Genomic DNA, 25,124 nt, shown 5'->3' with positions numbered 1-25,124 from the left:
TTTTCTTTCTGAAAAAGGAAAAAACATCACCAGGCATACGTTTTATATATTACAATCCCGCGGTCCGGACTCCGTATTCAGCTTGCTGGCGTGTAAATCCTTCATATTCGAGCTGTTCAATTAATCCGGATCGTGAAAACGCCTGGCTATCTAAGTAGCTTTGAGCCATTTTTGCTGCTTGCTCATTCCAGTCAGCACCAGTTTGATCTACTCCGTATTCAGCTTCCTGTTGTGTAAATCCTTCATATTTGAGCTGTTCAATTAATCCAGATCGTGAAAACGCCTGGCTATCTAAGTAGCTTTGAGCCATTTTTGCTGCTTGTTCTTGACCCGCAGTTACACTTGTACCTGAACTATTAGTTGAGGTATCTGTAGATGGTGTAGAAGAAGATGTAGGAGTAGTATTAGGACTTGTAGTGGTAGTTGTAGCATCTGGTGCCATAAATGCAGATATTGCAACAATTAAAATTAATCCTATACAACAAATACCACCTATACCAATACCAAGTTTACCTCTTGAACTTTGTTTATTCCAAAAGCCCATTACCCCTCCAGATGAGCTTGTCTGTTTAACCTGTTCGGATGCAGGTAATTCAGTACCACATCCTTCACAAAACTTTGCAGTGTCTTTATTCATTTTATTACATTTTGGACAAATCTTTGTCAATTTTATACCTCTCCACTAATTTATTAAGCCAATTAAAAAATATTTAAAAACTTTAGCCAAAATTCCAAGCCCAATCCCTGCAATTAACCCTGTTGTAAATCTTAGAGCATTATTACTTACTCTAAAACTAAATAACTGAGTTATACCATCTAAAAACATAGGTAGTATCATTAGAATTGCTGTTAAAATTATTGTAATATCGTATTGGACATAAAAAAAATAAACAAAAATAAAATAAGAAAATGCCCCAATATATGCCCCTGTACATCTCGAACAAACTGGAAAATAATGTCCTTTTACCTTAAAAGTTCTCTCAGGTAACCTATGACATATAAATGATCCCTGAATATCTTTTATTTTATTATTAGATAATATATCTAAATCTTTAGAATTTTGACTTCTCATAATGACCAATAATATGTCAGTTATGCTGTTAAATAATATTTACTATTACAAGAAAATAGAAGGGATTATATTACTCCAAATAAATATATAAATATCTTATATTCGAAATGCAGTAAAAGTTCTAATAATCCTTATATTTGTTTTAAAATTTAAAAATAATTTTAAAGCTAATGGATCCTTTTTTAAAATACTCCTACTAAACTTCCAAGTATTCCAAAAATTATGAAACACATAGGTGCTATTAGATAATTAAAGAAAGAACTTCCCGGATTAAAAAATATAGCTTCAAATGCTAACATAGCAATTATAAGAAAAAGAATAGACAACATTCCATTTAAAAAACCATTTTTATTCATTACTTGAATATGAGGCTATAATTGCACCTAAAAATGGCGATATTATTAATAATCCAACTACTAAAATAGAATTAAGAAAGAGATTAGACTTGCAAGATATAAAAACATTGATATAATTTATAATGTACTGAATAAAGATTCAAACGAATTACTTAATGAAATAAAAGAAAAATAAACCATTAAATGTTCTTTATTTTTCATTTATTGTAACTTAATTTTGAATGTCGGAAAAATGTATATGCTTTATTTTATACATTCATGATTGATTTTATACAAAAATGTACTAAACAATAGCAATGTTGTTTATCCAATTTTGAGACTAAAACTTATATATTATCCAAATGGAATTATCAGTAAAAAGTGATAAAATAAAGTCTGGCGGATCTTTATGTGGAAAAAAACATCACACAATCTGAACTTAGCCAAAAAATCTCAATTTAATCATTTCTTATTTTTTTGAATAGCCCATTCCGCCTTTTCCTGAACATAAACAACTGGATCGTTATCCAATTTTCTAAGGTAAGGTAATGCCTTTCTAGATTTTATCTTCCCAAGTGAAGTTGCTGCATACTGCCGTACCTGAGGCTTTGGATCATTCAGAAGATCTATCAATGCATCTTCAGCACGTTTATCACCAATTTTACCCAGTGCAGCTGCAGCTAAACGTCTAACATTGCCGTCATCATCCTTTGTTGCCTGACATAAAACATCAACGTGTTTGCTGTCCCTAGTTTCACCTAAAAGAAAAGCTGTATGGGTTCGCATAATGTTACGAGGATCTTTCAGGATTATGCTGTGAAAATCGAATGGATCCTGAATTTCAGGTGGTTTTTCATTCTTTTTCTGATGTTTTCTTTTATTATTAGGAATGTAAACTGTTTTTCCAGATTTGTAATCCCTGATAAGATTTAAGAAGTTTTCTCCGTAGTTTTCCATGAATTTTTTACCAATACCCTTGATTGAAATCATGGCTTCCTGGCTGACCGGCATTTTTCTTGCCATCTCAATGAGTGGTGCATTGGCACAAACGATGTAAGCTGGCATTTCAATATCTTCTGCTATGCGATTTCTCAGGCTTCTCAGTTTACTGTAAAGCTCCTCATCAACACCAATCATCAGATCAACATTCTTGTTTTCAAATAATCCCATATCTAATGATTCTTTGTTGAATATGAAGCTGTTGCCTTCATCAGTTAATGATACAACATCGTTGTTTGGATATTCATCCACTGTTCTGGTTTTTAGAAACTTCTTTTCAACAAGGATCTCCATGAGTTTATCCATCTTCTTTCGGGATACGCCTGAGAGTACTGAGTAGGTTTTCAGCTGGTTCAGGTTTTCATCCACTATGAATGAGGATTTTGATCCCCTGAGAAAGCCTACAACTCTGCCCCTTGCCATATCATTGGGAAGTTCCTTAACAGCGTAGAGGATTATCTTAAGCACTGTTGATTCATAGAAATCCAGTAATTCTCCAATTATGCTGTCATGCTGTGGAAGCCTTTTGATTTTCCCTCTTCCCTTCAGATAAAGCTCTAAGGATTCGTAGTAGTTTAAGGGGTTTCCACATTCACAGTTACCAAATTTTGTGATTTCTTCCTCTGAATTAACTTCGTAGTAGACATTGCATTGTTCGCAGATAAGGTATGACATAGGATCATCTCTACTCGTAATATTTCAGATGGAGGATATAAATTTATAGGAAATTTAATAAGTTTCAGAGAAGCTTGTTTTTTAACAAAGAAGAAATTTATCCATAATACTTTATTAACTAACAATTAAAATTCTGGAAAAAGTGTTAGAATATCATCCAAATGAAACCTGAATCGTTAAAAATTAAGGAATAAACTTATTTAAGTTTAGATAATACTATAGAATAATTGATTATATCTTTAAAAGGTGAAAAATATGGAAAATCAATTTAAAGATTTCTATGACGTACTATCTGAAAACTTAGAATCATATCAAGGTGAATATGCTTCATTCATTGATCATGGCCCTAAACTTTTCAAACTATTAACTGAAATGCTTGAAGAAAATAGTATCAGTAAAGAGTTAAGACTTGAAATAAGTGCTGCCATCGCCTACTACGTTGTGCCCATGGATATAATTCCAGAACAGGTATACGGTCCCTACGGATACATAGATGACATTTACATCACAACCTACGTTATTAAGAGGATTGCAGATGAATTAGGATACGAATGCTTAAAAAAGCATTGGAAGGGAAAAGGAAACCTTGAATCCGTGGTTGAAGAGTGTTATGACAAATCTTTAGAGGTTCTTGAGGATAAAACTGATATTATTCTGAGTTACGTGGGACTGAAGGAGTAAAAAAATAGGGAATTCATTTGTTGTAATTGACGTTACTCCAATTTTCTCCTTCCAGGAAACTCAATAGCTCCTCAACTGAACCATCCTTCACTTCCAGATCTATCATTATCTCTGAATAATTTTCCATATAACAGTTTATGAGAAGCTTTTTTACATTTGAAGAAATAACAGGTCCTAACTCATTTAAAGTGGACATTATTTTTTCATTTTCAATTATCCCCTTCATCAAGATATTGATAGGGGATCCATTGACATCTGAAACATAGATGATTTCTTTCTTAACAGGACTTAAGATGGAATCTTCTTCTTTGGAAGTTTCTTCTTCGAGAGTTAGATCTTCATCGGGAACATCTACAACCGTTAAAGGATCGTTTTCATTAGGAACTGTTGAAGAATCTTTCTCAGAGACTTCTTCTGGTTTTTCTGAATCTGATCTATCGTCTGATATTTCATTCACTAAATCTTGATACTCTTTGAATTGGTCATTTATTTCCAAGGTGTAAGTTCCTGTCTTTGGATTATACTCCAATAAATTCTGCTCTTGAAGTGTCCATATGTAATAGTTGACCTTTACAGGATTATCAATTTGTTTTAATAGTTCACTTTTATCAAAGGGTTTTCCAACTTCAACGTAATCCTGGATTTCATTCAATGCTTTCATTGCATTGGTTTTTTCTGAACATTCCTTACACTTTCCAACGTATCCATCTTCAGTTGTTGAGGATTTGTAAAAATTCGATAGGGGTAACCTTTTACCACATAATTCACATTCCTTAAACCCATCATCAAGAAGCTTTTTTTCATATGGATTTTTTACTTGAGGGAGTGGTACTTCAGGTTTTAATGCTTCAGGTTCTACGGTTTCTTCTTGTTCTTCCTCAGTTTTATCCCCATATTTTTCTATAAATGAATTTAATTTATCTTCAGAGTTTAAAGCATAAACATCCAATTTTTCATCATGTATTATTAAATCAAATTCCTGTAGAGTCCATAAGTAATCCAAAAACTTCATTCTATCTTCGAATTGATTTTGGAGATCATCTTTATCGAAGGGAGTATCTGGCTCAATGTAAGCTTTGATCTCTTCCAAAGCGGTTATAGCATGGGATTTTTTAGAACACTCTTTACATTTTGAGTTGTAACCATCCTCAGATGTTGTAGAGGCATAGAATTGGGATACTGGTAATTTCTTGCCACATATCTCACATTCCTTTATTATTTTCTTTGTTTGTTTTTGTTTAGAAGGTTCTGCAATCTCTGATGTAATTATTTCTGGTTTTTTGTCACCATATTTCTCTATAAAACTATTTAATTCCTCTTCCGGATTTAAGGTGTATGAATCTTGTTTTTCATCTTGACTTATTAGATCAAACTCCTGTAAAGTCCAGATATAATCCAGAAACTTCATACGATTATCACATTGTTTTAAAAGGTCTTCCTTATTGAATGGAGTATCCGGCTCAGTGTACTCCATAATTTCCTCCAAAGCTGTGACTGCATAGGACTTCCTAGAACATTTCTTACATTTCGTTGCGAGATTATCTGGTGAAGAATCAGATTTACAAAAATCTTCTGATGGTAACTCCAAACCACACAACGCACATACTTTCTTATCTACATGATTTGAAGCAGTTTCATCTGCATCTGATGAAACATCCACATCCAACTTATCTGAATCATCCTTATTTAAAGAAAGATTCTCATCTGAATATTTTATGCCCAAAGAAGTATCTTCATTCGAATTAACATCATTTGAAGGAATGTTTTTATTTATGTCTTCTGAAACATCCTCTGAACTTAAATCTTCTGAAATATTGGAATTTGAAGAAACATCAACATCTAAATCATTTGAAAGGTCTGAATCTGAATTAACATCTGTATCCAAGTTTTTAGCTGCAAATTTTGCATATTTATTGACTAGTTCATCTACGTCCTTTTCATTGTTGAAAATGTAAACATCCCGTGTGAACTCCTTAACAATAACCTGTTTTTTTAAAACGTATAGATATGATTTGAAGAGATCAGGATTGTCCACCCTTTTTAGGAGACTTTTCTCGTTGAAAAGTTTTATGGATATTAACTCCATTATATCCTTCAGGGCCCTACCAGCATAAAGTTCTTCCAAACAATCTTGACATACATCCGGGTTTTCATTCAGAAAAAGATTTAATTCAGGATACTGTGTTTTTTCAAGTTCAGGCAATATTTTACCACATAAAACACAATAGCTACCATTATTTTCCTTTTTATCAGTATTTTCTGATCCTAAGTTATCATCCAAATCTGTAGGTGTTATACGATCCATCTCCTCAAGGAACTCTTCAATATTTTCAAGAAAATTAGAACTATCTAGTTGACCAAGACTAATGAAGTATCTCTTCTTGTTACCTTCAAGGACTTTGATCCTTTCCTTTTCAATTAAAACTCCATTGAATGGCCTTCCTCTTAACTCAGGATAATTTACCCTGATTAAAACGAAGGGGTTGTTATCCTCATCTTCTGCAAAGGTTGCAATAGTGTTTTTCTCTAAACCTTCCATAGAAAAGTCAAGAACACAAAGGGGAAGGTTTGAATCATTCAGTTTAGGTTCATTAAGCCCAAATGCGTAGAGTGATCTTTTGTCCTTTTGAGTGTGTGAAAACCAGATATTTTTTTCCTTCAAACGGTACACATTCACATCTTCATGGAAATTCCGCACTCCAAAACCATCAAAAAATTCATAAATAACACTAATTCTACCAAATTTAACTGAAGAATCCTTTAATAACCTAAAAAAGTTGTTATCAGATATTTTAATGCTACTTGGATTTTCTAAGACGTTTAATTTCATATTATTATCTCTCATGATCTGTGAGTCAATATGTTAAGGAGTTAATTGTAATGACCTACTATTTTATAATAGGACTAATCATTAATATGTTTAATATAAGATATAGGTAAATAAATTATTACATTTGTGTTTTATCGACGAGTTCAGGGGAGGGGGAAGTATAAATCAAAATAGATTGAATGACCGCGAGAATGTATCTCATGAACCTAGGTATTGGGTTCATAAGTTCGATAAAGGCTTATTAAGACAATTAGATAGGTCAAAAACGTTAGGTTCTGAAAAGAAACACAGTAAAACTCTAAAAGATATTAAAGCCAACGATAAAATTATTTTATTTTCAACGTTAGATCTTGATAAGCAAAAGAATATTCGCTTTATTGCATACACCATGGTTAAGGAGGCTTATTTAGACAATAAAACCATTTACAATCACTACTGTAGTCCAAAAAAATTAAAACTCAAGGGGATGAAATACTTCACGGATCCACTGGTTGCTAAAGATATGGCAAATGATCTAGAATTTGTCAAAAATAAAGAAAAACCAGCAAATGACTTTAAATCAGAATATAAAGAGATAACTGAGGAAGATTTTAAAGCTATACTTCGTAAAGTAAGTTTGACCAAGGAATATCCTGCATATTTCGAGAATGTGTCCTTTACAATGGAAGATTTCCTTTTAAATTCAATCAATGGATTATACAATGTTATAAAAAGAACTGAGAAAAGGAATCAATTTGAAATTAAATCATTCATCAAACTCCTGAAGAAGCTTCTAAATGAATATGGTATATCAAAAAGTTATGATGAAATTGAGGAGTTCTATGCCAGAAATGCATGGAAGTTAGGTTTTAAACATAATCCTTCACGGGATCCAGATAAATTTGTGGCTTTATATAATCGTTTGGGCAAAAAGAGGAATTTTAGTTACATAAGTTTGGAGTAGGTGGTATTCTATGGATTACGAAGATATAATAATGGCTATGAAAAATGGGAACGTTCCAGCAAATGGTGCATCAGAAGTCTGTATTGGTAGGGAAAAGGAGATAGAAGAGTTTAAATATTTACTCAAAAAAACAGGTGAAGGAAAAGCCATAACCAAATTCATAAATGGAGAATTTGGTTCAGGTAAATCCTTTTTCCTGAAGGTCGTTGAAGAAATTGCATTTGAGGATAATTTCGTTGTTTCAAAGGTTACATTGAATAGAGATGTGCCCTTCAACAAGATCGAAGTTGTGTACAAAAACATTGCAAAAAATCTCAAATGTAAAACCGGAACATCCCTTGAACACATAATCGAAAGATGGATAACCAAGCTCAAAATGATGGCATTCAATGAGACCACAGATCCTGTGAAACAGAATTTGATCGTTACTGAGAATATGCAGAACGATCTAGAAATGGCACGTGAACATTCCAATCCATTCGTGGTTGCAATAGAAAATTATCAGAAGGCCATGAACGCGGGTGATTATGAAACAGCAAAATATGCTCAATCATGGTTAAGGGGAGACTCCAACATACCATTCACAGAGAAAAGAAAATTTGGTGTTAAAGGAGATATAGACCGTGAAAACACCTTTAAATTCTTAGAAGCACTTGCAGCCTTCATAAAATCCATTGGATACTCTGGATTGGTTATCTTGATAGATGAAACAGAGTACATCATGAACTTAAATATGAAGAAACTTAGAGATACCGCTTACAATTACATCAGGGACATATATGATGAATGCAATTTAGGTAACTTTCAAAACACACTCTTCGTATTTGCTGGAACCCCTCAATTCTTTGATGATCCTAAGTTGGGAGTTCCAGCTTATGGTGCTCTTTACGATAGAATACAAGATGCCCTGGATACTTCCCTTAAGGATTTGAGAAAACCTGTGCTCACCCTTGAAGGATTTGAAAAGGATGATCTAATGGATATAGCTGGAAGACTCATGATCATGCACGAAGAAGTGTTTGAATGGAATGCCAAGGAAAAGATAAGTCCTATGATTGAAGAAATTGTCATTACACATGAAGAAAATGCAGGATTAACCGGAGGAAGGGTCACACCAAGAGTATTCATCCGATCATTCGTCAGTGTCCTGGATACAGTACAACAAAACCCAAATGAGTTCAGCACAGATAAAGATATCTTGAAGGTCTTTGAAGAAAAAGAAACAGAGTTAGAAGCGTTAGAAGATGACTGGTAACGACTCTGCTGTTGAACTTTTAAACAGCAGGATGAAGGGCTTCCTTGGGAATCGATTGAAGTGGAAGAGCCTGAATCCCATTCAAGAACAGGCCATTCCAGTGATCAAAGAAAAGAATGATACATTGGTTATTGCACCAACTGCTTCAGGTAAAACTGAAGCAGTACTCATTCCCATCTTCGATGATATCATCACGAACCATTTAGAACCTGTTAGTGTCATCTACGTATCCCCACTAAAGGCCCTTATAAATGATATGCACGAAAGAATTGAAAACTGGTGCAATCATTTCAATCTAGAAGTTACCAAATGGCATGGAGATGTTCCGGGCACTAAAAAAAGGGCATTCATTAAAAATCCAACTGACATACTTTTAATAACCCCTGAATCCCTTGAAGTTATTTTCATGAACAAATCCTCCGAGGAAAAGGAGAGGATTTTTAAGAATGTGAAGTACGTGATAGTGGATGAGATACACTACTTCGTAGAATCTGACCGTGGAACACAACTCAACTCCATCATAAATCGAATGAAAGCTTATTTTAACGATTCTGTCTCAATTGTGGGATTATCAGCTACTGTGGGAAATCCTGAAACTGTTTCTAAATGGTTAAATCCAGATAAACCTGCCAAGATCGTAACTGATCCTTCAAAAAGGCCCTTTGATTACAAAGTTCTCTGTGGTTCAGATACAGATATTTGTGAGGTTTTAAAGAGGTACGTTGGCCGGAAGATCCTCATATTTGTCCATTCAAGAAAGGATGCTGAGAGATATTACAATTTATTAAAAAGAGCCCTTAAAATAAAGAACATTTACATACATCACTCCTCCATCGATCGTGACGAACGTGAGGATAGTGAAAAAAAGTTCAAACACCTGAAGGATGGATTTATGATAAGTACCAGCACCCTGGAGCTGGGTATAGACATTGGAAATATCGATATTGTGGTTCAAATCAGACCCACATACAATGTAAGCTCTTTTTTGCAGAGAGTGGGGAGGAGTGGAAGAAAATCCAAGAAACAACGATCCATAGTCTTTTACAAGTGGGATGAGGAGATCTTCATAACCCTGGCTGAGATCGGTTTAATCAGTGAAAACCGTATAGAGGACATAAAAATTCCTGAAAAACCCAAAGATATCTATTTTCATCAGATGTTAAGTTCAATATTTGAAAAAGGTAAAATAAAACAAAGTGAACTTTTCAATAGTTTAAAGGATAGTTATGTATTCTCAAAGATAACCAAAGAAGATTTTAAATCCATAGTTGAGAACATGGAAGAGAGGGAATTTGTTCATAACATGAATGGAAATCTGAGTTTGGGTTACAACTTCGAGAAGAAATTTGGTAAACGTAACTTCATGAGCTTTTACAGTGTGTTCTGTCCCAATATGGAGTACACTGTTCGTGAAGGTGTTAAAAATATAGGTTCTCTGGATCTACTTTTTGTTGTACACTTCCTCCAAGAGGGAACTAAATTCATTTTAGGAGGTGTTCCATGGATAGTCAAGGACATCGACCACAAACGATTCAATGTTAAAGTTCAAAGGGGACCTAAGGGAAATGTTCCAGATTGGATATCTGAAGGTGCAGTTGTGGATCATTTGATAAGTAGACGAATCTACGAGATTCTCCTTGGAAACTACGATGAAGACCTTCTTAAGACTTTTGATGAACCTTCACAGGATAAGATCCATGAATACATTGAACATGCCGATTCTGTGGGTTTTAAAGAGGGAATAATTCCCGTTGAAATAGATTCAAACCAGGTTTATATATACACATTTGGAGGTTTAAAGGCTAATGCACTCCTATCCACAATTTTCAGACTTTATCATGACATATACGAAGTAAAAGACAATGCTTACTTTTCATCCTTTAAATTCAGGGAAAATTTAAGCTTCAACATGATTCAAGAAGTTATGGCCAACATTAAGGACGTACTCAATGAACCTGAAATAGACACCATAATCCATGAAAAAAGTGGAAAATTCGTTAAAAACAAATTCATAAATTATTTGCCATATGAGGACAATGCTAAGCTTAAAATGGAACTTCTTTACAGTCCAGAGGATCTCATCAAGCTTGTGAGTGAGAATTCAGTTGAACTCATTGGTTCCACTAATTTTAAGGATTGGAGATGAAGATTGACATCACAAAATCTGAACTTGCTTATTAATTTAAATAAATCTATGAGAATATATGGGATAAGCAGGTGAAAAGAACAGTTAAATTAAGGAACTTGAAATTAAGAAACGATTAAAAATTAAAAAATTAATTTTAATTTATTTATATCCCATTTAAAAGTTTTATATCCTCCAAATAGATTTCCATTGCAGTCCTGATGAATTCACTCCGATTGGAAGATTTTTGGTTAACAAATTCAATTAAATCATTTTCAAGGTTTAGACCTAACTGATGGTTTTTCAGTTTATTTTCACATATCTTGGATTTGAAGTTATGTAACCTGTATTCATTTAGCTTCACATATCTTATTGAATTTTTAACAATGCCATTGTAATTTAAACTATTTTCTGATTTAGATATGAGTTTATCCATGGATTCTACAAGATCTTCACAGACCATTAGGCTCATAAGTACCTTAGTTCCATTTGAAGTTTTTCCCTTCGAGGAATTTAACTTCTTCAAATTTTTAAGATCATCCTTTAAACCTTCAATGAATTGAATTTCTTCATCCTTCAAAGGTTTTTGTGCCTCTTGAAAGTATCTATGAAATTTTAAACAGATCTCAGAATGTTTTCTTTTGCCAATTAAATAAGGATTGATATCCCTTAACAGATCGTAAGCTTCACCATAGTTTAAATCCCATTTAATAGAGTTTCTTGCTTGATAAATATGGCCAATATCATAGATTTCTTGTAAAAATAAAGCCAATTCTTCGTTTTGTACGTTTAAACTGATGTTGAGCCAATAATCATTATTATTATTCTTTATATTGAGTTTGGCCTTGGAATCAAAAAATCCTATGAAGTAATTGGTTATCCACTCATCCACGTGACTCAGATCAATACCCTTCTCGAATTTGGAACTTTTAAGTTTTTTTGCAACTTCGAGACGATAATTTTTCTCTTTCGAATCAATTCTAGAGCCTTTTCTAGCTTTGATATGTTCTCCATATTCAATTAGTAATCTGGCCTGATCCCTGGTACTTATTAAATAGGGGTACACATTTTTTAAGAATTCACAGGCTAAATCTCCATAGATATGTAAACGGTAATTCGGAGTTGAAATAATACTAGAATCCATTTTTATAATGTTTTTAAGGGTTAATAGATAGTCATAATACCCATTTATGTAGAGTACCATACTGCTTTGTGGTTGGAGAAATACACCTCCACTAGACTCATAAACCCCTGCAAGGTAAGCTAATACATTCTCATCTAATACTTCGGAGTTCATTGCATTATTTTCTTCATTCATGTCAATCACATGATTTTAAGCTGTTCTAAGATTTAAGTGTTTATATAAAACTTTTAAAAAATAACCTTTACTATTGAATACTTAAGGATAAATCTAGATAAATGATATCAAATGAATTCTAAATGAAAAATTAGAATAAATGTTTAAAAAGGGAAAATAAGACTTATATCCCCAAATATCTGATAACATCTTCCTTTAAGGCGGATCTTTGAATTTGGAGTAGTGACTGTTCCCTCAATATCTCTGTGAATTCCTCTGTTAAACCCTTCAAAACCCTCTCCCACAGTAAGTAATAATCGTGGTTTATGTTAACATTTTTAACGCCTGTAAACTCGCTCATGCCCTGTTTAAGGAGATATGGGTTTAGGGTTGAGATAACCTCCTCTAAGGTTCTTTGTAAAAAAACTTCATCCATTTTTATGTAACAGGAGTCTGTGTTGTGCTTGGATATCTCTGTCATCCTGTCTCTTAGAACCTTCCTTGCCTTGGAAGTTAGTTCTTCAATATGTTCCTCAGATTTTTTAAATAGTTCATCAACATCTTCTGTTGTTATTATGTCCTTTTTAAATAGACATTCTGAGTTGTAATGTGTTAGAATTGGATTTTCACGGTAGTTTTCCACAAGGTAAAGCAGGGTTGATATTGGTAAGAGTGAAAGTTTTACTCCACCACTGATTTCATTGAATTCTGGGATCAACTGGATAACGTCTTGGTTGAAGTCAGGTGCTACAACAACCATGTACTTCACGTAGTCCCTGTAAACTCCCATTAACTGTTCCTTGCACATGTCTATGCACTGACTCTTTAAATTGGACACAAAATTTGGATTTCTATGGGTACCGTAACTCCCAGAATCAGCAGGTTTACAATTTACAACAACCATGTAAGGTTTTGGTGCGTTAGTTCCAATCAAAAGAAGGTCCCATCCCTCATTACGCCGGTTGAATACTGTTTCATATTCAAGTAATTGGAAGCATTCATCCACCAGGGTTTTAAAAACCTTTTCAGCGGTTTCATGATATTTTTCCCGTGCCAGAGCATCGTTCTTACATGAAATTTCTAGAATATCTTCTCTGATATTTTTTAGGGAATCTTCAATGTTTCTTCCCGATGATTTTACAATTCCATCCTCTTTTCTTCGTTTTTCCACAATTTCCTGTACTGCTTCCAGTCTCTGGCCTGAGATGAAATTGGGTTGTGTTAGAGTTGGATCTAACTTTTCTTCATAGATAAGTTCTGCAATAACTGCAGGATAATGTTTACAAAAGGGAGATCTGCCATGTTTCACACGGTAAATGTACTCTGGACATTTACCATCACATAGATATGAAAAATCTTCAGTTCCAAAGTTGTAAAGCTTCAACTTATGATTTCCAACTGTGGCTGTTATTAATTCATTATCGTAGGATTCTATGTTAACAACCTTTCTTAGAACGTAATCTTCTGAATCTTTGATTTTAGACACTAATCTTTGTTCAGATAATTCTTCAACAGTAGCTTTAAGCTTTGGAAGAGATATTTTAAGGTTTTCAGCTGCAAATTTGATTAATTCGTTGTGTTTATATTTAGAGTAACCTTTAAGCCCATTGACCTTGCATATCTCTCTAAGTTCTTTCATTGTAATTGTTTTTAGCAGATCCTGCTTTTCACTTGAAGACATAACAGATTGTATGAGAATAAATGCATAAAAAGGTTTTACTTACTTAGATTGGTTTAATTTATTCATTTAAGATGCAATTGATCAATGAAAAGAAATTTATGATTTCTTATAAAGAGAGTGGTTTGTATTTTTCTCAATGCAAAAACCTTCAAAATCAAAAATAAAATATTAACATCTTTATATTTATTATTAATTATAATAGGAATCTTCACATGTCAATCCAAAATATTAAATCTAATAAAACCGTAAACTATTACAGAATAACCATACCTGGAGTAATAAATGATGAAATATAGTGCAGGATTAATTTCAAAATCATTTTGGTATTTAGAATCCAAAAAAACTGCCAGGTACATGCTGGATGGATTAACTAGGGAAGAAATTCGTGACTTGGCCATTAAAGATAATATATATCAAGTTGAATCAGAATATCGTGCAAAAAATTTGGCTAATGCAATTTACACACGTTTAAACAGTTTACCTGAGATCATTTTAAAGGATGTTGTTGATTCAGATGTGGCCACTTCTAAGGTATTGGTTCTTATTTCTATAATGAAAACTGATCGTCTTTTCTTCGAGTTTATGCATGAAGTTTTTAGAAATAATATCATTTTAGGGGATTTAACAATTAAAGATAGAGATCTTAATCTATTTTTCCAAGAAAAGAAAGTTCAAAGTGAAATTGTTGATAAATGGGTTGATAAAACAATTAAAAAATTAAAGTCCAGATATTTAACTGTACTTGGTTATGCCGGAGTAATCAGAACTAACACTGATAAAAGAGAGATTATTGTACCATTTATAGATTACAAAATCAAACAAAAGTTAATTGATAATAATATGGCCCCCTATTTGTACGCTATTACTGGAGAAAAGTAGTTAATTTGGTGATTTAATGGATTCCATTGATGAGAGATTGAACAGGATCGAAGGTATAATCAAAAAAGATTCATTCCGCAGGAATAAAGGACTTGGAAATGAGGTGGGTTATTATATATTCGATTATGATCCTCAAAATGAGCTAAAAGTTCGTGAATACATCAGTTATTTAAAAAATAAAATTAATAATAACTCTAATTCCTCTTTCGATCTCATAGAATTTGATTTATACAATATTATTATTGAAATACTCCGAGAAAAGGGATATCTAAAAAAATCATTTGAATTTGAGAAAAATAAGGGCAGAAATTTTGCTAAAAAAGCAATTAAAAACTTATTAAAGTTAAGTAGTGAATCTAATTTAATTGTGAATCATATAAAAGATAATACTCCTAAAAATTCAGTTGTTTTCTTAACAGGAGTAGGTAAAAGCTATCCACTACTTAGATCACACAACGTTCTCAACAATTTGCATCAAGTACTAGATGAAGTTCCAGTGGTAATGTTTTTCCCGGGAAGATACTCTGGAAATGAACTGATTCTTTTTGGAACAATTCATGATACCAATTATTATAGGGCTTTTCCTTTAGTAGACTGAATTCAAAGTCTTTTTACGTATATCTGATATTAAATAGGGAAAATTAGGGGTTTAAAAGATGAATATTGGTGAAATATTTGAAAAACAAATTGATAGAGATATCAAAGGCGTTATTAAAGTCGGTCAACATGAACAAGAAAACATCTATCAAGAATTAAACGAATACGTAGTTACCAAGGAGTTATCCAAACACTTCAGGGAATTCTTTGAGAATTATAGAAAGGGAATTGAAGGCCCTACTGATGAGATGGGCGTGTGGATTTCTGGGTTCTTTGGAAGTGGTAAATCTCATTTTCTTAAAATATTATCTTACATACTAGAAAATAAAGAAGCTAAAGGCCGAAAAGCCATTGATTTTTTTAAAGACGACAAAAAGATTAATGATGCGTTAGTTATTGCAGATATGAACCTTGCAGAGAATGTCTCCACTGATGTTATTTTATTTAACATTGACTCTAAAAGTGCAGGTTCTCAAAGCAATAAAGATCCTATCCTTGATGTATTCATGAAAGTATTCAATGAAATGCAAGGATTTTGTGGCGAAATACCATTTTTAGCAAAACTAGAAAGAAAATTAAGTGCTGAAGGAATTTATGATCAATTTAAACAGGAATTCCAAAGCATTAATGGGGATGATTGGCTAAAAATGAGGGAAGACTTCTTTTTTATTCAAGATGACGTTGTAGAGACACTTTCCAAAATAGGTTACATGAGTGAAGAAACAGCCAGGAACTGGGCTGAAAAAGCAGATGAAAATTACAACATTTCCATTGAAAAATTTGCCAAATTAGTTAGAGATTACTGTGATGCTAAAGGACCAAATCATCATGTGGTATTCTTAGTGGATGAAATTGGCCAGTACATTGGAGATGATTCTAAATTAATGCTTAATTTACAAACTGTTACTGAAGATTTGGGGATTTACTGTGAGGGTAAAGCTTGGATTATTGTAACCAGCCAGCAGGATATTGATGATCTGGTAAAAGTAAAGGGTTATGATTTTTCTAAAATTCAGGGTAGATTTGATACTAGATTATCATTATCTTCAGCCAATGTAGATGAAGTAATTAGAAAAAGGATCCTGGCTAAGAATGAAACAGCAACTCAAACCTTAGAAGCACTTTATGAGGAAAAAGAAGCCATATTAAAGAATTTACTTTCATTTTCTTCTGATACAGCTGAGAAAAAATTGTATGATAACAGTAAGGATTTTGCAGCCGTATATCCTTTCATACCATATCAGTTTAACTTACTGGGAAATGTTTTAACTTCTATCAGAGAACATGGGGCATCAGGTAAGCACCTGGCCGAAGGGGAAAGATCTATGCTGGCATTGTTTCAGGAATCCGCTATTTCACTAATGGATAGGGATTTAGGGGTTTTAATGCCATTTAATATATTTTACAATGCTCTGGATAAATTTATAGATCATACCCACCGTTCAGTGATTATTAAAGCCATTTCGAATCAAAATCTGGATGAATTTGATGTGGAAGTCCTCAAAGTCCTATTCATGATAAAATATGTCAAGGAAATTAAGGCCAACATTGAAAACTTGACCACCTTAATGATCACCCATATTGATGAAGACCGGGTGGATTTAAAGGAAAAAATCGAAAAATCTCTACAAAGATTGCTCAGAGAAACTCTCGTTCAAAAAAATGGAGATATTTACTCATTTCTAACAAACGAAGAGCAGGATATTAACCGTGCCATTAATCAAGAAAATGTTGAAATGGGAGAAATCATCAATGAAGCCTCAACTGTGATCTTTGAGGATATTTTCACTGATAAGAAATACCGCTACGACAACCGTTACAACTTCGCATTTAACCAAGCTGTAGATGAAAGATACAAAGGAAATAGGCAGTCCGCCAATATTGGTATGATGATCATAACTCCCTATTATAATCTTAAAGAGGAGAATACTAATTCACAGTCCCGAATATCAGGTTTATCAGAAAGCGAAAAAGCATCAAATATCCTAAGAGGACTTTCTGATAATAATAATGAAGTTATAGTTCATTTAAATGGAGATGCAACATTTTTAGAAGAAATTGAAGGTCTTTTGAAGATAAATAAATACCTCACCAAACGAAGCGCTGAATTATCCCAAACTTCCAAGAGCATTCATGATGCCAAACAGGAGGAAGTCAATGAAAAAAGAGTTCGTATCAAATTATTTTTAGAAGAAGCCCTTAAATACGCAGATATCTACGTAAAGGGCGATAAAGTAAGTATTAAAGAAAAAAATCCAGTTGATAGGATCAATGAAGCTTTAGGTAAGCTGGTTAAGAAGATTTACCACAAATTGACCTATATGAAGACGGCGCCTGTGAAATCAGATATACTCAATGTCATTCGGGAGAGCAACCAGGAGCAGTTTGGTAAATCAGATAATTCAGAAAATAGTCTTGCCATTGAAGAGATGGATAAATACATTGAAACTGAAACCAAAATGCATGCCAAACCCTCACTCAAGACCATCTTAGATAAATTTAAAGGAGCACCATATGGTTTTGTTGATTTAGACGTAGAATGGTTAATCGCCACATTGTATGCTCAAAAAAGGATTTATTTGGTAAAAAATGCCCAGCAAATCAATTTTAAAACCAACAGTGCAGACGAGATCTTAAAATATTTAACTGAAAGAAAGTTCCAGGAAAAGATTTTGATTGATAGAAAAAAAGAAACCAGTAAACTTCAAATTAAAGATGTTAAAGAAGTTTTAAGGGATTGCTTTGGTGTGAAAAACAGCCCAGAAGAGGATGAGTCTTTAATGGAATTATTCCAGGACAAATCTCGTATTAGATTTAATGAATTAGAGAAAATAGAAAGGGAATATTTAATCGAAGATAGATATCCTGGAAAAGTTATCATTGAAAAATCTATAACGCTCCTAAGAGATGTCAATGGTATCAAACAATCGAATCAATTCTTTGATTCTGTAAGTAAAGAGAAAGATGATTTCTTAGATATGGGAGAGAATTTAGACTCAGTTTTGAACTTCTTTGAAGGAGCTCAAAAGAACATATTCAAAAGGGCCTGTGAAGTGACAGATCTCTACCATGCCAACAAGAATTACATCAACAATAAAGAACTGATGGAAAGAGTAGATAGAATTGAGGAAATAATAACGATGTCCTATCCATTTTCCAGTATTCACCAGCTTCCAGAGCTTTATGATAATTTTAACCGGCTTCATCAAGAAATTCTAAATAAAGAAGCTGAACCAATAAGGAATGGGATAAAAGAGGATTTAAATCACGTATTAGAAGAACTTGATTCTGATGAAATAAAACATGAATTTGAAGAAACTTTCCAAAATAGATTCCTGGAACTGGAAAATAAACTAAATAATTCCCAGAGGATTTCAGATATTCGAGGAATCCACGATGAAAGCTATTTTTTAAGTAGTAAATGTATTGGGGAAATAAATGGATTTAAGGATAAAATAGTTAAAAACAATGGTGACATTGAAAAAGGTCATGAAGGGAAACCCAAACCTAAACAAAAGGAATTGAGTATTCGTAATATTTCCAAATCAAGGATCACTATTAAAAAAGAAGAAGACATTGAGGAATTCCTGGAATCATTAAGAGAAAAACTCAAAGCTGAATTAGAAGAAGACACAATCATCAATTTAAAAATCTAGGGCAGGAAATTTCATGGATAAAAAGGCTATTAAGACATTTGCTATTGAAGCACGAAAGAAACTAATTGAAGAAGTCAAGTACCAGGCAAGTCTTTTAGGGATAACTGCTGATGGTATCACAGAACCTGTGGAAAAAGCAGAAGGTATAGAAGTATATGATATAGGTGCCGCTACACCTAATACTATCTATGATGAAGCCATTAAACAGAGAGAAAGTCTGGTTAAAAGAATTAATGAAAAGGGATTTGATAATGTTGTAGAGGAAGTGGCCTATACCTGGTTTAACCGAATAATAGCCATAAGATTCATGGAAGTAAATGATTATTTGCCCACCCGTGTAAGGGTTTTGTCCAGTGAAACAGAAGGGAAAATAGAACCGGACATAATCACCGAATCTCCAAATATCGATTTAGATTTCACTGAAGAAGAGATAGAACAAACATACCAACTCAAAAATGATAACAAACTGGATGAACTCTTCAAGTTACTATTCATCAAACAATGCAACAAACTAAACGAAATACTCCCTGAACTATTTGAAAAAACCGCAGATTACACAGAGCTATTACTATCAATATCATTCACCAATGAAGAAGGAACAGACAGACAATTAATCGATAATATCTCAGAAGAGGACTTCAAAGACCAAGTAGAAATCATCGGATGGTTATACCAATACTACAACACTGAACTAAAAGATGACACCTTCAAACAACTCAAAAAAAGGGTTAAAATCAGTAAAGAACGCATACCTGCTGCCACACAATTATTTACTCCCGATTGGATTGTCCGATATATGGTAGAAAACTCCCTGGGACGATTATGGCTGGAAGGCCACCCAGACAACAATCTCAAAGAAAACTGGAAATACTATTTAGACGAAGCAGAACAAGAACCCGAAGTACAAATAGAACTGGCAAAGATACAAGAAGAATCCAAAAACCTCAAACCAGAAGACATCAAAGTCATAGACCCTGCCATGGGAAGCGGACACATATTAGTCTACGCCTTCGAAGTATTAATGCAGATCTACACATCAGTAGGATACTCAAAAAAAGACGCAACAGAATCAATACTCAAAAACAATCTCTACGGATTAGACATAGATGATCGAGCTTACCAACTGGCCTACTTCGCAGTAATGATGAAAGCAAGATCGTATAATAAGGGAATACTCACCAAAAACATAGAACCACAAATCTGTGCCATACAAGAAAGCAAAGGAATATCTGATGAATTAATTGATTTCATAGCTGATGGGAACTCCAATATTAGAAAAGATCTAATATATTTAGTCGAAACATTCAAAGATGCTAAAGAATATGGTAGTATTCTTAAAGTAAAGGAAGATATTGATTATCATAGATTAGAGAAACAAATGGATAATATTAAAAAAATGAATATAAAAACAATCGAATCAATCAACTATCAAAATAAATCATTAAGCATCATCCAACCTTTAATAAAGCAATTAAAATTACTTTTAATGAAATTTGATATTGTGACAACAAATCCACCTTATATGAGTAGAAATAGTATGAATAAAAATGTTGCTAAATATCTACAATCAAATTATCCTGATAGTAAGTGGGACATTTTTGGAGTTTTCATAGAAAAATGTCAAGATATGTTAAATCCATCCTCTTTTCTTAGTATTATAACACAACATTCTTTCATGTTTTTATCAGTCTACGAAAATTTAAGGAAAAAAATTTTATTAAATGATATTATTAACATGGCTCATTTAGGTACAAGGGCGTTTGAAGAAATTGGCGGCGAAGTAGTTCAAACAACATCATTTGTTTTAAGAAAAAGCAATTTAGAGAATTATAATTCAACTTATTGCAGATTAGTAAATTTTAATAATCAAGACAAAAAAGAAAAGGAATTTTTATTAAGAAATAATTTATATCAAACTAAAAAAACTAATTATACTAAAATACCTGGAAGTACTATCGCTTACTGGATTCCAGAAAATGTATTTAAGCTTTTTGAAAAAAACAAAATAAGTGATTTTGCTGAAGCAAAAGCGGGAATAGTAACAGGTAATGATGATTTTTTCATAAAAGCATGGTATGAAATTAGTTTTTCAGCCATTTCTTTTGATATAACTAATTTTGATAATGAAAAAATTCCTCAGTGGGTTCCAATAAATAAAGGAGGAACTTATAGAAAATTTTATGGGAATAATACTTATATAATTAATTTAAAAGATCTATATGATATTGAAAAAACATCCAAATCAGTCCGACGAGGAGATCCTAATTACTATTTTAAAGAATCAATTACATGGTCTATGGTTACAGCTAATCCATCATTTAGATATTCGATTAACAATGTTTCAGGAGTTGCATCACCATCTCTATTTGTTTTTAACAAAGATTATACCAATTATTTATTGGGATTTTTAAATTCAAATGTTAGTGAATTTTTTACCAACACATTAAATCCTACAGTAAATCTTCACACAGGTGATGTATTAAATTTACCAATTATTATTTCAGAACAACATATTAGTGAAATAAATCGTTTAGTTGAAGAAAATATCTCTATTTTAAAAGAAGATTGGGATAGCTATGAAACTTCTTATAACTTCAAATCTCATGATTTTTTAATTTATTCCAGAAAATTTGATTTGAATATGATTGAAAAAAATTTTTTGAAAATGAAGCTTAATTATGAAACTCAATTATCAAACTACAAATCAAATCTTTTAAAAATGAATGAAATTTTTATTCAGTTATATGAAATGGAAAATATTTTAGATAATTTAATTCCTGAAAATCAAATAGAATTAAAAAATAAAAATCAATCAAATGAATGTAGATCATTAATTTCATATGCAGTAGGTTGCATTTTAGGCCGTTATTCTTTAGACAAAGAAGGTCTAATTTATGCAGGAGGCCAATGGGATCCATCCAAATACTCCAAATTCATCCCAGATGATGATAACATCATCCCTATTTTAGATACAGAGTACTTTGAAGATGATATTGTAGGTCGATTCGTAGAATTCGTAAAAGTCACTTTTGGAGAAGAAACTTTAGAAGAAAACCTCGAATTCATTGCCAAGGGCCTAAAAAAGAAAGGAACCACCAGTAGAGAAATCATAAGAAACTATTTCCTAACAGATTTCTACAAAGACCATGTAAAAACCTATAAAAAACATCCCATCTACTGGCAATTCGACAGCGGAAAAAATAACGGATTTAAAGCATTAATATACATGCAACGCTACGAACCAGACCTCGTAGCACGAGTCAGAATAGACTACCTACACAAAACACAAAAAGCACTAGAAACAACGATAGCACACAACGAAAGAATCATGGAAAGCTCCACCAGCACATCAGAAAAATCAAAAGCCGTCAAAACCAGAAACAAACTAGTAAAACAACTGGAAGAAACCAGAAAATACGATGAAGCACTAGCCCATATAGCCAACCAAAAAATAGAAATAGAGCTGGACGACGGAGTAAAAGTAAACTACGCCAAATTCCAAGGAGTAGAAGTAAACAAAGGCCAAAAAACCACTAAAATAAACTTACTCAAAAAAATTTAATGGTGCTTTTCATGAAAAAAAGTCATATTCAAGAAAAATTAAATCAACTTTTCCAGGGTTCCAGGCTGGTCTTCTGGTATGATGACAAAGCCGACTTCTGTGAAGAAATCCACGATCTGGAACTGGAAGATGCAGAAGTTTACCATCTAACATGGGATAACTGGTTATACACTAAATACTTCATGGAAATATTGGAACCTGAAAAAAAATACCTTATTTATGCACCATTTCCTAGACCTGCTGACGAAGATAATTACCTGGCAGATATGGCCTACTATGCACCACCATTTTGTGCCAATAAAATATCATTGATTAGTCATGAATTAAATATTCCAGAAGAATTTAAACCACTTTTAAAAAAATACAAAAAGTTTTGGAATGCTAATAGTCGTGCTAACAGGTTTAAAGACTTAAATATTAAAGAATATGACCAAGAAAAAATCATCATAGGTATCTTAGGTGTCCTGGCCAAAGTAAAGATCTTAAACTTCGATGAAATCCTGAAAAAGGTCCTCATGGAAGATGATATTAATGAGAATAAGTTCTTAACTGAATTTGAGAAAATGGATGTTCTTGATGCCTTCTGGGACCTTTGCAGTGAAAAATATGGCTACGAAGATAAAAATCCAACCATCCAGAAGTTTTTAATTTCATTGATTATCACATATACTTCCACCCAGTATAAAGGAGATATTCCTAAGGCCTGGGAGAAACTCTTATCTGAGCGAACCAACAGTGTTGCTGTTTTTATTAACAACCTCATGAACAATACTTATTATAAAGATAAATATGATGAAATTGCCCAGATAATTGCTCAAAAGATCAAAATAGAAGGCCATCTCAGGAGAGTTCCTGTAGAAAACTATTTTGAATGTGATACCTTTGAAATATTTGATAAAAATATCATTGATCACTTAATAGACATATTGAGCAGTAACCATGAAGAAATACCCTTCATTTATGGATTATTAGAAGAACGCAAAAAAACTCATTTTTATAAAAAATATGAACATCACTACAAAGTTTTGTACTGGGCTAACCTCTTAATTAAACAGGTGAACAAGTTCCTTGAGGAACCCTACATAGATAGTGTTGAAGAAATAATCCGAAAATACTGTGATTCATGGTCATTTATTGATAGATGTTACCGTAAGTTCTATTATCACTATGATAAAATCTCTAATCAAGACCAATTACATGATTTACGTCAATTAATTGAAAATATGTACAGTAACACATATTTATCTGGCTTAGCCATGAAATGGTCCGATAAATTGGAAGAATGCAGATCCATTCAAAATTTACCACTTGATAAGCAGTATAATTTTTATAAAAATAATGTGATACACTCTGTTAAAAACTCAAAAACAGCAGTGATTATCTCTGATGCATTTAGATACGAAATCGCAGAGGAACTGAAGGAAGAAATAGATAAAGATCCCACAAGAAAAACAAAAATTAAACCAATGGCTTCAACAATCCCCTCTTACACCGCTTTAGGAATGGCCTGTTTACTCCCCCATAAAGAAATAGGATTTGATAAGAAATTTAAAGTTTTAGTAGATGGTGAACCTTGTAACAGCACATCAGAAAGACAAAAAATTCTAGAAAAACACAACCCCAATTCAATGGCCGTTTCTTATGACGAGATTATCCCATTAACCCGAGATGAATTAAGAGATAAATTAAAAGACATAAATTTGATTTATGTTTACCACAATCAAATCGATGCAAGGGGCGATAAGTTATCAACTGAAAACGAAGTATTCACAGCTTCTGAAGAGTCCTTTGATGAAATATTAAAACTGATAAAAAAATTAACTGATGCTGTAAACTTTTCCAGTCATTGGATAACTGCAGATCATGGGTTTATATATAAAAGAGGTAAATTAGATGAAAGTGATAAGGTAGATCTTTCACAAAAAGACATTTACGTTAAAAATAAGAGGTATTTATTATCTAAAGAGTCAATGAATATCGAAGGAACTTCTAATTATTCATTAGATTATTTAGATATTCATGATATTAACGTTAACACTCCTAGAGGGGTAGATATATTCAAAACGCAGGGTGCTGGTCAAAATTATGTTCATGGAGGTTCTTCCCTCCAAGAAGTTATAGTACCAGTGCTACATGTAAAATCTAAAAAAGGTAGTAAAAAGCAAAAGGAAGTGGAATTGAACCTCATTTCACTGAGCAAAAAAATAACCAACATAAATACTATGCTCACTTTTGCTCAAAAAGAAAATATTTCCAATAAGATTGTACCCTTAGAAACTAACATATTCTTTGAAGATGAAAATGGTGAAAAAATATCCAATGAAGTCATTATCTACGCCAATAAAAACGTAGATTCTGCTAAAGACAGGGAATTTAAGGAAAAATTCACACTTAGAAACAGGAAATACTCAAAGAGTAAAAAATATTATCTGGTTATGAAAAATATGGAAAATAATGTTGAGATTAATCGTTACGAGTTTACAATTGATATAGCTATTTCAGATGACTTTGAATTCTGAAAGAGCTCCTAATAATTT

The 25,124-nt window shown here is 32.7% G+C and carries 15 protein-coding genes; 9 read left to right on the top strand and 6 right to left on the bottom strand.

The features are described 5' to 3' along the window. Positions 1–49: 49 nt before the first annotated feature. The 3 genes from MCBB_RS04275 to MCBB_RS04265 form a co-directional block, all read right to left on the bottom strand. On the bottom strand, positions 50–667 hold the full coding sequence (locus MCBB_RS04275) for an Ltp family lipoprotein (protein WP_071906599.1): 618 nt from the start codon (positions 665–667) through the stop codon (positions 50–52). A gap of 15 nt (positions 668–682) precedes the next feature. Then, positions 683–1,072: a DUF2085 domain-containing protein gene (locus MCBB_RS04270; protein ID WP_071906598.1), complete on the bottom strand. Its 390-nt coding sequence runs from the start codon at positions 1,070–1,072 to the stop codon at positions 683–685. A 797-nt stretch (positions 1,073–1,869) separates the two neighbouring features. After that, the gene (locus MCBB_RS04265; protein ID WP_071906597.1) at positions 1,870–3,081 is read right to left on the bottom strand and encodes a HEAT repeat domain-containing protein; all 1,212 of its coding nucleotides are present in this window, start codon (positions 3,079–3,081) and stop codon (positions 1,870–1,872) included. 255 nt (positions 3,082–3,336) lie between these two features. On the opposite strand from MCBB_RS04265, the gene MCBB_RS04260 reads away from it, so the two are divergent. Then, on the top strand, positions 3,337–3,762 hold the full coding sequence (locus MCBB_RS04260; RefSeq protein WP_071906596.1) for a YkvA family protein: 426 nt from the start codon (positions 3,337–3,339) through the stop codon (positions 3,760–3,762). A 13-nt stretch (positions 3,763–3,775) separates the two neighbouring features. Here MCBB_RS04260 and MCBB_RS04255 read toward each other — a convergent pair whose 3' ends face one another. Then, positions 3,776–6,592 (bottom strand): hypothetical protein, encoded by a 2,817-nt coding sequence (locus MCBB_RS04255; RefSeq protein ID WP_071906595.1) that lies wholly within the window; start codon positions 6,590–6,592, stop codon positions 3,776–3,778. Positions 6,593–6,767: 175 nt separating this feature from the next. Between MCBB_RS04255 and MCBB_RS04250 the strand changes: the two genes are divergently transcribed. From MCBB_RS04250 to MCBB_RS04240, 3 genes are read left to right on the top strand one after another with little or no spacing between them, the layout of a single operon-like run. Further along, complete coding sequence (locus MCBB_RS04250; RefSeq protein ID WP_084789765.1) at positions 6,768–7,535, top strand: hypothetical protein; 768 nt, start codon at positions 6,768–6,770, stop codon at positions 7,533–7,535. Between the two features lie 10 nt (positions 7,536–7,545). Continuing rightward, on the top strand, positions 7,546–8,790 hold the full coding sequence (locus MCBB_RS04245; protein WP_071906594.1) for a BREX system ATP-binding domain-containing protein: 1,245 nt from the start codon (positions 7,546–7,548) through the stop codon (positions 8,788–8,790). Next, positions 8,780–10,936 (top strand): DEAD/DEAH box helicase, encoded by a 2,157-nt coding sequence (locus tag MCBB_RS04240; protein ID WP_071906593.1) that lies wholly within the window; start codon positions 8,780–8,782, stop codon positions 10,934–10,936. Before MCBB_RS04245 ends, MCBB_RS04240 begins: the two co-directional genes overlap by 11 nt. 145 nt (positions 10,937–11,081) lie before the next feature. On the opposite strand, the gene MCBB_RS04235 is transcribed toward MCBB_RS04240, so the two are convergent. Together MCBB_RS04235 and MCBB_RS04230 are read right to left on the bottom strand one after the other, a co-directional pair. Next, on the bottom strand, positions 11,082–12,233 hold the full coding sequence (locus MCBB_RS04235) for a hypothetical protein (protein WP_071906592.1): 1,152 nt from the start codon (positions 12,231–12,233) through the stop codon (positions 11,082–11,084). A gap of 163 nt (positions 12,234–12,396) precedes the next feature. Beyond that, positions 12,397–13,851 carry a hypothetical protein gene (locus MCBB_RS04230; RefSeq protein ID WP_071906591.1) on the bottom strand — a complete coding sequence of 485 codons (1,455 nt, stop codon included), beginning with the start codon at positions 13,849–13,851 and terminating at the stop codon, positions 12,397–12,399. Positions 13,852–14,178: 327 nt separating this feature from the next. Between MCBB_RS04230 and MCBB_RS04225 the strand changes: the two genes are divergently transcribed. Genes MCBB_RS04225 through pglZ form a run of 5 tightly spaced genes read left to right on the top strand, consistent with a single transcriptional unit; the run spans position 14,179 to position 25,106 of the window. After that, on the top strand, positions 14,179–14,772 hold the full coding sequence (locus tag MCBB_RS04225) for a DUF1819 family protein (RefSeq protein WP_071907986.1): 594 nt from the start codon (positions 14,179–14,181) through the stop codon (positions 14,770–14,772). Positions 14,773–14,788: 16 nt separating this feature from the next. Then, a complete protein-coding gene (locus MCBB_RS04220) occupies positions 14,789–15,370 on the top strand; it encodes a DUF1788 domain-containing protein (RefSeq protein WP_071906590.1) in 582 nt (193 codons plus the stop codon). Between the two features lie 58 nt (positions 15,371–15,428). Continuing rightward, positions 15,429–19,025: a BREX system P-loop protein BrxC gene (gene brxC, locus MCBB_RS04215; protein WP_071906589.1), complete on the top strand. Its 3,597-nt coding sequence runs from the start codon at positions 15,429–15,431 to the stop codon at positions 19,023–19,025. Positions 19,026–19,038: 13 nt separating this feature from the next. Then, positions 19,039–22,587 carry a BREX-1 system adenine-specific DNA-methyltransferase PglX gene (pglX, locus tag MCBB_RS04210; protein ID WP_071906588.1) on the top strand — a complete coding sequence of 1,183 codons (3,549 nt, stop codon included), beginning with the start codon at positions 19,039–19,041 and terminating at the stop codon, positions 22,585–22,587. A gap of 11 nt (positions 22,588–22,598) precedes the next feature. Beyond that, positions 22,599–25,106: a BREX-1 system phosphatase PglZ type A gene (gene pglZ / locus MCBB_RS04205; RefSeq protein ID WP_071906587.1), complete on the top strand. Its 2,508-nt coding sequence runs from the start codon at positions 22,599–22,601 to the stop codon at positions 25,104–25,106. The last annotated feature ends 18 nt before the right edge of the window (positions 25,107–25,124 follow it).

The sequence above is a fragment of the Methanobacterium congolense genome, assembly GCF_900095295.1.
Classification (GTDB): domain Archaea; phylum Methanobacteriota; class Methanobacteria; order Methanobacteriales; family Methanobacteriaceae; genus Methanobacterium_C; species Methanobacterium_C congolense.
The sequence above is the reverse complement of the archived record's forward strand: the minus strand, read 5'-3'. Positions and strand labels throughout refer to the sequence as shown.

Excerpts from the sequence above, each read along its gene's own strand:
- MCBB_RS04270 (WP_071906598.1), bottom strand. The coding sequence starts at position 1,072 with ATGAGAAGTCAAAATTCTAAAGATTTAGATATATTATCTAATAATAAA.
- MCBB_RS04265 (WP_071906597.1), bottom strand. The coding sequence starts at position 3,081 with ATGTCATACCTTATCTGCGAACAATGCAATGTCTACTACGAAGTTAAT.
- MCBB_RS04260 (WP_071906596.1), top strand. The coding sequence starts at position 3,337 with ATGGAAAATCAATTTAAAGATTTCTATGACGTACTATCTGAAAACTTA.
- MCBB_RS04255 (WP_071906595.1), bottom strand. The coding sequence starts at position 6,592 with ATGAAATTAAACGTCTTAGAAAATCCAAGTAGCATTAAAATATCTGAT.
- MCBB_RS04245 (WP_071906594.1), top strand. The coding sequence starts at position 7,546 with ATGGATTACGAAGATATAATAATGGCTATGAAAAATGGGAACGTTCCA.
- MCBB_RS04240 (WP_071906593.1), top strand. The coding sequence starts at position 8,780 with ATGACTGGTAACGACTCTGCTGTTGAACTTTTAAACAGCAGGATGAAG.
- MCBB_RS04235 (WP_071906592.1), bottom strand. The coding sequence starts at position 12,233 with ATGAATGAAGAAAATAATGCAATGAACTCCGAAGTATTAGATGAGAAT.
- MCBB_RS04230 (WP_071906591.1), bottom strand. The coding sequence starts at position 13,851 with ATGAAAGAACTTAGAGAGATATGCAAGGTCAATGGGCTTAAAGGTTAC.
- MCBB_RS04225 (WP_071907986.1), top strand. The coding sequence starts at position 14,179 with ATGAAATATAGTGCAGGATTAATTTCAAAATCATTTTGGTATTTAGAA.
- MCBB_RS04220 (WP_071906590.1), top strand. The coding sequence starts at position 14,789 with ATGGATTCCATTGATGAGAGATTGAACAGGATCGAAGGTATAATCAAA.
- brxC (WP_071906589.1), top strand. The coding sequence starts at position 15,429 with ATGAATATTGGTGAAATATTTGAAAAACAAATTGATAGAGATATCAAA.
- pglX (WP_071906588.1), top strand. The coding sequence starts at position 19,039 with ATGGATAAAAAGGCTATTAAGACATTTGCTATTGAAGCACGAAAGAAA.
- pglZ (WP_071906587.1), top strand. The coding sequence starts at position 22,599 with ATGAAAAAAAGTCATATTCAAGAAAAATTAAATCAACTTTTCCAGGGT.